This is a genomic window from Gilliamella apicola, from assembly GCF_000599985.1.
In the GTDB taxonomy this organism is placed as follows: domain Bacteria; phylum Pseudomonadota; class Gammaproteobacteria; order Enterobacterales; family Orbaceae; genus Gilliamella; species Gilliamella apicola.
In genome coordinates this window covers 918,413-931,636 of record NZ_CP007445.1, presented here as the reverse complement: position 1 = coordinate 931,636, position 13,224 = coordinate 918,413, and the positions used below count along the sequence as shown (strand labels likewise).

11 protein-coding genes are annotated in these 13,224 nt (G+C 34.9%); all 11 read right to left on the bottom strand.

What is annotated here, in order from left to right; genetic code table 11:
- Positions 1-49: 49 nt before the first annotated feature.
- Positions 50-763: a 5-amino-6-(5-phospho-D-ribitylamino)uracil phosphatase YigB gene (yigB, locus tag GAPWK_RS04250; protein ID WP_025315044.1), complete on the bottom strand. Its 714-nt coding sequence runs from the start codon at positions 761-763 to the stop codon at positions 50-52.
- Positions 763-1,686, bottom strand: coding sequence for a tyrosine recombinase XerC (gene xerC, locus GAPWK_RS04245; RefSeq protein WP_025315043.1), 924 nt, complete (start codon positions 1,684-1,686; stop codon positions 763-765). The genes yigB and xerC overlap by 1 nt, the downstream gene beginning before the upstream one ends.
- Before the next feature lie 8 nt (positions 1,687-1,694).
- Positions 1,695-2,429, bottom strand: coding sequence for a DUF484 family protein (locus GAPWK_RS04240; protein WP_025315042.1), 735 nt, complete (start codon positions 2,427-2,429; stop codon positions 1,695-1,697).
- Positions 2,430-2,561: 132 nt separating this feature from the next.
- A complete protein-coding gene (gene dapF / locus GAPWK_RS04235) occupies positions 2,562-3,386 on the bottom strand; it encodes a diaminopimelate epimerase (protein WP_025315041.1) in 825 nt (274 codons plus the stop codon).
- 125 nt (positions 3,387-3,511) lie between these two features.
- Positions 3,512-4,762, bottom strand: a complete 1,251-nt coding sequence (gene lysA, locus GAPWK_RS04230) for a diaminopimelate decarboxylase (RefSeq protein WP_025315040.1) — start codon at positions 4,760-4,762, stop codon at positions 3,512-3,514.
- 11 nt (positions 4,763-4,773) lie between these two features.
- Entirely contained in the window at positions 4,774-4,914 is a 141-nt protein-coding gene (lptM, locus tag GAPWK_RS14460) for an LPS translocon maturation chaperone LptM (protein ID WP_080692424.1), read from the bottom strand.
- A 628-nt stretch (positions 4,915-5,542) separates the two neighbouring features.
- The gene (recG, locus tag GAPWK_RS04225) at positions 5,543-7,633 is read right to left on the bottom strand and encodes an ATP-dependent DNA helicase RecG (protein WP_025315039.1); all 2,091 of its coding nucleotides are present in this window, start codon (positions 7,631-7,633) and stop codon (positions 5,543-5,545) included.
- A 5-nt stretch (positions 7,634-7,638) separates the two neighbouring features.
- Complete coding sequence (gene spoT / locus GAPWK_RS04220) at positions 7,639-9,747, bottom strand: bifunctional GTP diphosphokinase/guanosine-3',5'-bis pyrophosphate 3'-pyrophosphohydrolase (RefSeq protein WP_025315038.1); 2,109 nt, start codon at positions 9,745-9,747, stop codon at positions 7,639-7,641.
- A gap of 19 nt (positions 9,748-9,766) precedes the next feature.
- Positions 9,767-10,057 (bottom strand): DNA-directed RNA polymerase subunit omega, encoded by a 291-nt coding sequence (gene rpoZ, locus GAPWK_RS04215; protein WP_025315037.1) that lies wholly within the window; start codon positions 10,055-10,057, stop codon positions 9,767-9,769.
- Between the two features lie 137 nt (positions 10,058-10,194).
- Positions 10,195-11,409, bottom strand: coding sequence for a CinA family nicotinamide mononucleotide deamidase-related protein (locus GAPWK_RS04210; protein ID WP_080692423.1), 1,215 nt, complete (start codon positions 11,407-11,409; stop codon positions 10,195-10,197).
- A gap of 25 nt (positions 11,410-11,434) precedes the next feature.
- The gene (locus tag GAPWK_RS04205) at positions 11,435-13,222 is read right to left on the bottom strand and encodes a SulP family inorganic anion transporter (protein WP_202961690.1); all 1,788 of its coding nucleotides are present in this window, start codon (positions 13,220-13,222) and stop codon (positions 11,435-11,437) included.
- Positions 13,223-13,224: the final 2 nt, after the last annotated feature.

Here is a 13,224-nt window from a genome sequence, read left to right as displayed (position 1 = left end):
TGTAAACCCTACTTAATCAAACTGTCTATTTATACAGATATTTTCAAAATTATAACAGATTCTCTAATTCAGACAATTGACTTATCTCAATATGGGGTAAACATCGAGCATCAGAAAGGTGAAAAATATCTTGATTAAAGATATTTATCCAACAAGCTAATAAGCCATTATTGATAGCACCATTGACATCAGTTAATAAGTTATCGCCTACATGTAATATATTACCTGCCGGTACAGCCAATTTGTTAATCGCTAAATTGAAGATTTCAGGAAAAGGTTTGGAGCGCCCATCAGCCCCTCCTCGTAATGAAAATTGAAAATAATCACTTAATCCAATTTTATTAACATCTACATTACCATTGGTAATCACCGCTAAAGGCACTTTGGTTGCTAATTTAGTTAATAAGGCATGAGTCGACTGCGGAACATGCATTTTATGACGCCAAAAATTAAACGTATCCAAAGTTTCGTCAATAATGTTTGACCACTTTTCTGATGGGATTTTTGCTTTATTTAAAAGGGATTTGATGGTTTCAATTCGCCAAACAACAACATCATGATAAATTTCTGGATTCGAGACAAGCATCGCTTTTTTCTCTAAATGCAGTTCAGATACGGTCAAATGCTGTAACCCCTCATAACTCTGTAAATATTTGACAATTTCCTCTTCGGATTTTTCAACAATATCACTATTGTCATACAAGGTATCATCAAGATCGAAAGTGATTGCCTTAATTGTATTAATGGAACGATAAATATGCATTACTTGTTTCCTCTTTTCGCTCTTGGATGAGTAGAATCATAAACTTCTGACAGATGTGAAAAATCTAAATGAGTATAAACTTGCGTGGTCGATAAATCTGCATGACCTAACAATTCTTGTACAGCTCGCAAATCACCACTCGATTCTAACATGTGTGTGGCAAATGAGTGCCGTAATTTATGCGGATGAACATGTACAGACAATCCACGTTTAATGCCCCATTGTGCAAATCTTTTTTCAACATTACGGGGTGAAATGCGTTTACCTAATTTGGAGATAAATAAGGCATCATCCTTGGGATCCAATAAATTACGCATTGATAACCAATTATTAATCCATTTAATAGATTCACATCCTAATGGTAATTTTCGTTCTTTGTTTCCCTTACCCGTCACACGAACTTCGCCCTCATTTAAATTCAATTCTCGACAATTAAGATTGACTAATTCAGACAATCGTAGACCTGAACCATACATAAGTTCAAGCATAGCTCGATCGCGTACTGAAAGTGGATCATTATATTTAATGTCGAGTAATTGATTAATTGCATCAATATCAATATTTTTAGGAAGATGTTGTCCTAGTTTAGGATTCAAAACACCACGAGCAGGGTTGGCACTAATAGATTTATTTTTAATCAACCAATCACAGAAACTGCGCAACGCCGACAACCTTAATGATAAACTTCTTGCCTGTAAACCTGTTCGTTTGCTGTGACTAATTAATAATCTAACTGCTGATGAATCTACATCTTGCCATTTTGTGATGCCAGCTTCTTTTGCAATGGCAATAAGCGCAAAAAGCTGACGTCGATAATTGACTTGGGTATTTAGGCTGAGCTGTTTTTCCGATTTTAAATAGTTTAGAAAACGCTCTACCGGTTCAGTTAATAAACAATGACTATTTTGGGAGGATTGAACCATAACTTACCTTATTTTTTTCGCATAACCCATTTTTCAATTAATATAGGTAATAGTTGACTCATTTTTTCTAGTAATAGTGTACCTTGTTTTTCTTGATAATGATGCGGATCAGAACTAGTAAACATCAAAAGCCCCAAATCACCAAATTGCCCCAATAAGGATAAAGCAACTGAACCGATATAATTACGTTCAGATAATAAAAAGTCTAATTCAGTGGTATTCAATTGTCCCAGATATTGATTGCTGTATTGTAGATGCCTAACTCGAATAAAATTGAAACCTGAACTATTTAAAGCAAAATGTTGATATTTTGAAGGAGCATTAATTAACCATTTATCATCAAAAAGATATAAATAAGCACCATTAAGACCCAACGACTTTGCCCAATTTTTTATTATTTGCACTAATACATCAAGATCATCAGCATTAAATATTTGACTTTGTAGATCCATAAATTGATTAAACAGCAATTCATTAGAACGTGCGTATTCCATTAACAAGGTTATTTCTGCCTCAAGATGAGAAATTTTATTTCGCTGCCTTGCCATTTGCCATTCAGGAAGTGAAATGCCACCTCTTATTGGGTGAGGAATGCGCATATTTTCAATAAGACTTGCGTTTCTAATAAAAAAATCTGGATTGTCATTCAAATATTGACTAACAATCTCATCGTTCAATTTTATTTTACGGATTGTTGGTTTTGTATTTTTTGTTTTATAAGATCGTGTTGTTTTAGCAACCATGCTGAATCTCTGTTATAACCGATATGACACACTAAGCTAAAAAATTACTTAAACTCATTAGAGTTAGTTTTTTTAAATAATTTATTAACAAAGAATGAAATTTTATTAATCGACTTTACTATTAAACCAAATTTAAATTGCAATAAATCCATCGTAAACATGCGTAGCTGGTCCCGTCATGTAAAGCGGTTTATTTACTCCTTGCCATTCTATGACTAGCTTACCTCCTGGCAAGTTTACTTTAACTTTGCTGTTGAGTAATCCTTGATTAATACCAACTGCGACAGCGGCACATGCTCCAGTTCCACAAGCTTGGGTTTCACCAACGCCACGTTCAAATACGCGTAAATTGATATTATTACGATCGATAATATGCATAAAACCAATATTGGCTCGTTCAGGAAAACGTTCGTGCTGTTCTAATAATGGACCTAATTTTTCTACTTCTGCGGTAATAACATTATCTACTTGGAGAACACAATGAGGATTACCCATTGAAGCAACGCCACATAATATTGTGCGCTCTTGGGCACGAATGATGTATGTTTTTTCTTCTTTGACTGCTTTAAATGGTACTTTGTTCGGCTCAAAAATTGGTTGCCCCATATTAACTCTTACCGTCTCATCATCATTAACAACTAACACAATATTACCTTTCATCGTGCTAACTTTTAAAGTACGTTTTTTAGTTAAACCTTTTAAACGAACAAAACGTGCAAAACAACGGGCTCCATTTCCACACTGCTGAACTTCACTACCATCAGCATTGAAAATTCGATAATGAAAATCGGTATCTGGAGCATAAGGTGGCTCGACAACCAAAAGTTGATCAAAACCAACTCCTGTATATCTATCAGCAAGACGTTTAATCATTTCAGTGGAAAGATGAACATTTTGGGTTACCGCATCAATGACCATAAAATCATTTCCGAGTCCATGCATTTTTGAAAAGTTCATCTATTTCTACCTTCTATTGAGAAAAACATAATTATCTATTGAGTTATATTACCGGATAAGGTCATCACATAACTGATGAATGAAAATCTATTACTGAGTTTGCAAATCATCAGAAATTTTATTTATTATAGGGATTCACCTCGCCATAAATCGTCAAATGACTCTCGCTGACGAATAACTTTATGTTGTTGCTCGCCAATCAGCATCACCTCAGCAGGTCTTGGGTGACTATTATAATTCGATGCCATAGAAAATCCATAAGCACCAGCACTGCAAACCACTAATAAATCATCTTGTTGAACCGAAAGATCTCGTTGATGAGCCAATACATCACTTGATTCGCAAATAGGACCTACTACATTATATATCAAGGTCTCATCAGATGATTTTGGCTCTTTTACTGGTAAAACTCGCATCCAAGCGTCATATAGGGCTGGTCTAATTAAATCATTCATACCCGCATCCACAATTGCAAAATGATTACCATCTTGATGCTTAGTGTATTCAACTTTCGTAATTAATAGTCCCGCATTGGCAACAATACACCGACCAGGTTCAAATAAAAGCTCAACATTAGCGTATTTTGCAAATTTCTTTTTCAACTCAGTAACAAGTTGTAAAGGTGATATAGTTTTTTCATCATTATAACAAACACCAAGACCTCCACCTAAATCAATATGCTCAATATTGATGTCATTAGCCTTTAATTCGTCAACTAATGCCACAATACGATCAGCTGCATCTAGAAATGGCGATAATTCGGTTAACTGAGAGCCGATATGACAGTCAATGCCTGCTATTTTGATATTCGATAATGATTTGGCTTTACGATAGACATCTAACGCTAACTGATAACTAATACCAAATTTATTTTCACGTAATCCAGTTGAAATATAGGGATGAGTTTTGGCATCAACATCAGGGTTAATTCTTAATGAAATTGTGGCAACTTTATTCAATCTTTTAGCAATATCATTGATTCGGTAAAGCTCAGGTTCAGACTCAACATTAAAACATTTGATACCCACAGTCAGTGCGCGTTCAATTTCTACAATTGATTTTGCCACACCAGAAAAGACAACTTTGTTAGCATCCGCCCCCGCTTTTAGCACGCGTTCCAACTCACCCTGGGATACAATATCAAATCCTGCACCTAAATTTGCCAATTGATTTAATACAGATAAATTACTATTGGCCTTAACTGCATAACAGATTAAGTGATTCGTATCATTTAAGGCTTGATGATAAGCTAAAAACTGTTTAGTGATATAATCTGATGAGTAAACATAAAGTGGTGTACCATATTGCTCAGCCAAATCAGATATAGCAACTTGATTAGCAAACAATTGACCGTTTTGATAATGTAGAAAATCCATAAGCTATTCCGTTATGATGTTTGGTTAATTGAATACGAATCCATTGATGCTGTTGGATTTTCAGCAGGCATATAAAGAGGCCCTCTCAGTCCACACCCCAATAATGTCAATGTAACTAAAAGTATAGAAAGTAGTTTTATAGGTGATTTCATAGAACATTCACAATTATTTCATTTGTATGATGCCGACTATATTACACGATAGCCATATCCGTGCAAAGCATAAATAATCAAATCGTTATATATTACTTTGATATCAAATTATTCATTTGCTTACTTATGTTGCAGCATTCAATCTAATTTTTAATTCTTTTGGATTAAATGAGTCTTAAAGAACCTATACAACGTTATCAATAAAAAAATAGGTGTATCCAATTATTTTGTATTGATAAATTTTTAAACGTTATTTAATAATCCATACACAGGTCTTTTTTATTGAAATATGTGGGCAGTTAGCGTTAGAGCATAACAGCGCTATTATTATTCAAGCCATTTTTAACTGAAACGTAGGCATAATCTTAAACTTTTTTACAATCTTACTTTTATTCAGTCAAAAAAGAAGATCTATTACTATGTCTGCTTTTACTGATTTATGTGAGTATTTAGCGTTAGAGCATAACAACGCTATTATTATGCTAGTCATTTTTAACTGAAACGTAGGCATAATCTGAAACTTTTTTACAAAAGGATTCCTAACGAAATTATTTATAAAAAAAGATAATCGTATTAGTGTTATATTTGTTCTGATTGACTAGATTGGAAACTAAACAAAAGTTTAATACTAAGCATTGATGTACTTTTGACGATCAGGAAGCCAGCAAGCTATTAATTGCTGGGCGACTTGCGGGTAATTTTGCTGAAGATAATCAGATGTTTTTTGTACTTCACTAATCAGATGTTGATCACGGATTAAATCAACGATTTTAAAGTTTACCACACCCATTTGACGCGTCCCTAAAATTTCACCACTACCACGAATTTCAAGATCTTTTTGGGCAATAACAAAACCATCATTGCTCTCACGCATGACTCTCATTCTGGCTTGGGCTACCTTACTAAGTGGGGCTTGGTACATTAAAACGCAATGAGAAACAGCACTACCCCGACCGACTCGCCCACGTAATTGGTGTAATTGAGCTAACCCAAGTCGTTCAGCATTTTCAATTATCATTAAACTCGCATTAGGTACATCAACACCGACTTCAATTACCGTTGTTGCAACTAAAAGTTGAGTGTTACCAGCTTTAAAGTTTTGCATCACCAACTGTTTTTCATCTGATTTCATTTTGCCATGTATTAATGCAATGGATAAATTAGGTAATCGCTCACGCAATTCTTCAACCAAAATTTCGGCAGCTTGGGCATCAAGTGTTTCTGACTCTTCAACTAAAGTACAAACCCAATAAACTTGCCGAGCACTCAAACAAGCTTGATTAACTTTTTCGATGATCTCTTCTCGGCGAGAATTAGGAATAACAACCGTTGTTACTGGCGTGCGGCCTGGAGGTAATTCATCAATCACAGATACATCTAAATCAGCATAAACTGTCATTGCCAGCGTTCTTGGTATCGGGGTTGCAGTCATAATTAATTGATGAGGATGCATACTCTCTTTTATACCTTTTTCCCACAATGTTAATCTCTGATTCACACCAAATCGATGCTGTTCATCAATAATCACCAAACCTAATGTTGCAAATTCAACTTTATCAACAAAAACAGCATGTGTACCAATTAACATAGTGATATCGCCACTTTGTACGCCTTCATAACGTAGCTTTTTATTTTTTGTAGTTAGGCGTCCAGATAACCAATCCACTTTTATGCCAAGCGGTTCAAACCATTGTTTAAAATTGTTATAGTGCTGTTCAGCTAAAATCTCGGTCGGTGCCATTAAGACAACTTGTTGATTATTTTCTATGGCATTTAATGCCGCCAATGCGGCAACTAAGGTTTTACCTGATCCTACATCTCCTTGAATTAAACGCATCATCGGAACAGGTTTAGCCATATCTTTATAAATATCTCTAACGACACGTTGCTGAGCATTAGTAGGTGTAAAAGGCAATGATGCTAAAAAAGGTTTTATAAATTTCTGATTAACACGCATGGCATAAGCTTGTTGTTTTTGATTATCTATTTTTAATAGCAACATGCTTAAGTGGTAAGCAAGTAACTCTTCAAAAATAAATCGTTTAATCGCGCGATGCTCACCAGTAACTAATTGATTAATATCTGTATCAATTGGCGGGTTATGAATGATATTTAACGAATCTAACGCAGGCAAAAAAAGTCTAGCTAATTGACTCGGTAGTATCTCAGCGGGTGGATTACGTTTTAACAATAATAAAGCAGATTGAATCAGTTTACGAATAACATTTTGAGTCAACCCATAGGTTGTAGAATATATAGGAGTATATCTTTCCTGACCTGCTTCAACTAAGGCATTATCCTCTCGATTAGCTTTAATTTTATATTGTGGATGAATTATTTCTGGATAATTTTTTCCACTTTTTATTTCACCGTAGGCACTTACCCACTTACCTTGAGCTAAACTTGCTTTTATTCCAGCATTGAAATTCATAAATCTCAATATTGCTATGCCTGATTCATCTTGAATATGACAAACTAACATTTGTTTACGTTTTAAGATCACTTCAGTTTTTATAATGCAACCCTCGATTGTGGTATATTCACCAATAGTTACATCACCAATGGAGCACGATGAAGTGCGATCTTCATAACGTAAAGGAAAATGGAATAGTAAATCCTGAATTGAATCAATGCCAAGTGTATGGAACTTTTTTTCTAAATTACTACCAATTCCACTTAAGTTAATTAATGGAATGTGATTGAAAAAACGGTTGGCCATAATAATTAATTAATATTGCGAGTCACACTCACAACATCTTGTTGTAAAGACAATTTACGCATTAATTCACTAAGTTGTTGGGAATTTTTTACTTCAATTTGTAAGATGATAGTATAAATTTGTCGATCTTTTTCTTCCGTATTTAACCATTGTAAATGAGCTTTTTCATCATTAATGATAGAAAGTATATGCCCTAGCGATCCTTGATTATTCAAAATATCTACCCAAATTTCAGCAACAAAAAATTGGTCAATATTTGTCGCCCATTTAAGAGGAATATACTTATCAGGATTATTTTGATAACCAGTTATATTACGACAAGATTCATGATGCACGATTAAACCTTTTTCTGCACTCACATGACCAATAATTGGATCATTAGGAATTGGATGACAACATTTTGAAAAAGTAACTAAAACACCTTCACTGCCAGTTATTACTAAAGTTTTACTCGGATCAGATTGATCTTGTAATAATTCATCATGCTTTAAACCTTTGGCAATAAAGTGACTCATAATATTACCTAAGCCAATTTCGGCAAGCACATCATCAAAGGATTGTAATTTGGTGACTAGTAAAATTTTATTGATCTGTTCATTTGTAAGATCCTCAATTCCACCAGTGTTGACAAGCGCTAAATTGAGTAATCGACGCCCAAGTACTATGGCGTCTTCACGTTTTAACGATTTTAATGCTTGACGAATACGCGATCTTGCTTTGGCGCTTACCACAAAACTGAGCCAACGAGCATTAGGTCGAGCTTCTGGTGAAGTAATAATTTCAACCGTTTGACCATTACTTAATGGTTGTGATAGCGGATAAGGTTTGCGATCAACAATTGCACCAATACACTGATGACCTATATCAGAGTGTACTGCATACGCTAGATCAACGGCTGTTGCACCTTCTGGTAATTGAACAATACGACCTTTAGGAGTAAAAACATAGATCTCTTTAGGAAACAGATCAGATTTTACATTTTCAATGAATTCAAACGAGTTACCAACACTTTGTTGCAGTTCTAATAAGCTTTGCATCCAGCGTTGTGCCTTAATTTGAGCAGTAGTATGAGTAATCTCATCATTTTCATTGTATACCCAATGGGCGGCTACACCCATTTCGGCCATTTGATCCATATCCTCAGTGCGTATTTGTACTTCTACTGGCGTGCCATGTGGACCGATTAACGATGAGTGTAAGGATTGATAACCATTGGCTTTAGGAATGGCGATATAATCTTTAAATCGATTAAGGCGTGGTTTATACAGGTTATGAACTAAACCGAGAGCTCGGTAGCAGGCATCAACATCTTTAACGACAACACGAAAAATATAGATATCCATGATTGAGTGAAAATGCTGTTCACGCATTTGCATTTTCTGATAAATCACATAGATATTTTTTTCTAACCCTTCTACGACAGCATCAATGTGAGCATCGGCTAAACGCCCTCTAATTTCTGACAAAATTTGCTCAATTAGTTCCTTTCTGGTGCCGCGAGCGACATCAACGACTTTTTCTAAAACTTTTGCGCGATTAGGATGCATCGCCGTAAAGCCCAATATTTCAAGCTCAGTTTTAATATGATGAATACCTAAACGATGTGCTAAAGGAGCATAAATCTCTAATGTCTCTTTTGCTATGCGACGACGTTTATCGGGTCTTAATGAACCCAGTGTTCGCATATTATGGGTACGGTCAGCAAGTTTAATTAAAATAACGCGCACATCTTCGGTCATGGCAAGAACCATTTTGCGAAAATTTTCAGCTTGAGCTTCTTGTCTATTGCGAAATTTTAATTTATCTAATTTAGAAACACCCTCGACTAAAATAGCAACGTGTTTGCCAAATTTTTCCGTTATATCTTGAAAGGTAACAGGTGTGTCTTCAATAGTATCATGTAAAAGTGCAGCGATGATTGTTTCATAGTCCAGTCGCATATCGGCTAAAATTGTAGCAACCGCAACTGGATGCGTAATGTAAGGTTCACCGCTACATCGGAATTGCCCGTCATGCGCCTTTTGAGCAAAGAGATAAGCATCTTGAATAATTTCAACTTGTTTAGCTGGAAGATAAGATGTGACAACCTCTTTTAAACCATCAAAATATTGCATGGGCAATTCTCAGCAGAATTTATTCGTACGAGGGAGTATTATCAAGAAGAATCGATTCATGAAGTGCAGAACGAACTTCCGCTTCTTCATCTTGACGAGCTTGGAAATCAGCCGTATCAAGAATTTGTTTGTTGACAAGACCATCTTCAATTTCACGTAACGCAACAACGGTTTCCTTGTCGTTTTCTTCTGGAATTAATGGCGATTTATTTTCAATTTGTAATTGTCGAGCGCGTCTTGCTGCAACTAAAACGAGATCAAAGCGATTACCAATTTTTTCTACTGCATCTTGAACAGTTACACGAGCCATTTTTACCTCTAATTTGTTTTACTAAATTGCTTTATTTGAAAGATCTATTATTGTACTTAATTTTATAGCAAATTGTCCATATTAATATTATTTTTAAACCCAAGCTAGCTGACTTTTTTACAAAAAACTATCAAACGTTATTCAATCAAATCTAACCAAACATTCGTTCCAATAATTGGTATGTTTTCAAGATAGCGGCGTAAAGCATCTAAAGCGATTGCACAAAGAATTTTTTGAGTTATGTGACGATTCTGTTGTCGACCTGTATATCTCAAATTAAATTTTAAAAACTGTTGTGAAGTGGCTATAATCAAAGTAAATTCGGTATTCCTTTCTCTAAAATTAACTAGTCCAAGCACGATATCAGCCCTATACTTAGTTAATATATCTAAAAAATAGGCTTTAGACTCCTCAAGAAACAATGGAACGATTTCCGACTTAACCAGAGGCGCTTCACACTCAAATAGTTGGTGAGCAATAACGCCTGCTGATTGTTGTTCAATAACAGCGATGGTTTGATCTTTCTCAAGTAAAATTCTGGAAACAAGCATTGCTAAGCCTAGATCTCCATGTTGAGTTAAAACGCCTTCATACAAGAAGTTGTTAGCCACAATTGATTTAATTTGCTGCCATAATTCATCCATCTTATTTTTTTGTAGCTCAGGTCCCGTTAATTTCAGTTCAATCATTGGCATTGCTGCTCGATATCCAACCACAATATCAGTTGGTATATTAAGTTTGCTATCAATTTGCGTTGCTAAATCGCTTTCTGTTTGTCCCATCGTCATCAGTCGATAACACAATTTCTTTTCTAATGTTGGAAAGCTTAATTTAATTTCAGGCAAAATCGAAGTTTTCACCATTTCTTTGAATTCACTCGGTACACCAGGAGTAAAATATAAAAGGCACTGATTGATTTGCATTTTAAAGCCACATGCCGTTCCAATAGGATTATCAATTAAAGTAGCACTTTGAGGTAACATAGCCTGCTTTATATTACTTGGTGGCATCGTTTTACCGCGGTTTGAAAAATATTGCTCAATTTTATACACCCACTCTTGATGCAATATAAGGGATTCGTGATTGGCTAATGCTGCTGCCTGTGCACTTAAATCATCACTTGTTGGTCCTAAACCACCATTCACAATAATGATATCATTATCCAAACTATGTTGTTTAAGTGTGCAAATAAGTTGAGTTAAATCATCACCAACTGTGTGTCTGGCTGTCATTAAGATGCCTTCTTGAAAAAGCAATTGAGACAACCAAGCTGCATTAGTATCAATTATTTGCCCATATAATATTTCATCACCAGTACTGAGCATTTCGATCTTAATCATTTTTTTATTCATAAATACCTCATAAACCGCGTAATGATTAATTATCAATATTTTTGCTATTTACATCTTCATCATCATTGTCTATAAATTCTTTGCTATTCAAATCATCTTCGCTATTGTCCATATGCTCTTTACTCTGCACTAATCTGACTGAAAAATAGAGATCATAAGCAAATTCAATAAACTCTGAATCAAGTTCAATATTCATCTGTTTAAACCAATTTTTAAGTGTTCTTCGCCTACCAGAAAGGATCAAAATAACATTTCTAATTTTCAAAGATTTAACTAATTCTTCAACACCGAGTAAAACGCTGACATCTTTATAAGTGAAGCAGGGAATTGCATCAACAATCACATAGTTTATTGGATCTTCTGATTCGTCAATATAACTTATAATTTTTCGTTTAAAATATGCGATATTAAAATAAGTCAGTGGAGAATTAAATCGATAAATAATTGTACTTTTTAGTGGTTTAACCTCTTTACCTAAAGAGTGAATGCGACCACTATCATCCATCCCTAAAAGTTGATCTTTTGGTCTGAAAACACGGCGTAAAAACAGAAACAGTCCTAGCAAAACCGCAAGCGCCATACCCGGGATAATGCCAATCAATAATACCGAGATAAACGTGATTAAACTTAAGTAAAATGCATCACGATCAAACTTGAAAAAACGAAATATAGTTTGGAAATTAATAAGAGAAATTGAAGAGTAAATTAAAATCACACCCAATACACAAGTAGGAATGTATTGTAAAGGCGATAATAAAAATAGAACCACGAAAGCAATTAATATCGCAGCAATAATTGAAACAAGCTGAGTTTTACCACCATTAGCATCATTGACCGCAGTACGCGATGACGTACCACTCACCACAAACCCCTGTGATAATCCTGCTACAATATTTGCCATACCTAAAGCTCTAAATTCTACATCTGCGTTTGTTTCATAATTATTTTTAGAAGCAAAACTACGTACCGTTATCATCATGCTAACAAAACAGATAACCGCTATATTCAGTGATGGAACCACCAAGTCTCGCATTTTTGCTTTATCAAAATCAATCCATGATTTGACAGGTATAAATTCGCCACTAACTTGACCAATTATACGTATACCGTGTGATTCGAAATTAAATAACCATGAAAAAAGGGTCATTATAACTACGGCAAAAAGAGGTGCTGGATAACGAGGTTTTAATTTTTTCAAAGCAACTAATATGAGAAAAGTAAAAAACGAGACCAACGCGGTTAAAATATGCATTTCAGATATTTTAAAAGGTAAATACACGACTCGTTCAATTAAGTATGAAAAATCATAGGAAAAACCTAATGTTTTAGCCAACTGATCAATGATAATTGTGATTGAAATCCCATTAAGTAGACCAATTAGAATCGGTTGACTGAGCAAATCAGCTAACGCCCCTAAATGTAACTTACCGGCAATAATACACCATATTCCAATCATAATGGTTAACAATATAACTAATTGCCAACGTAAGATGGGATCATTGGCAGCCAAAGGAAAAACAACAGCTGCAACTACTGCACAGGTTGCAGTATCTGGACCAACAATAAGTTGTCTGGAAGAGCCAAAAAGTGCATAAACAATAAGTGGTAAAATTGTTGAATATAATCCAGCTATTGCACCTACACCTGTTAATTCAGCGTATGCAATTGACACAGGTAACGAAACAGCCGCAACCGATAAACCTGCTTTTATATCAGAATTAAAATATTCCCGTCTATAATGCAATAAACTGATTAATCCTGGCATCCATAATGCTATTTTTTGTAATATCCCTTTGTTTTCCTGTTTTTGCATGT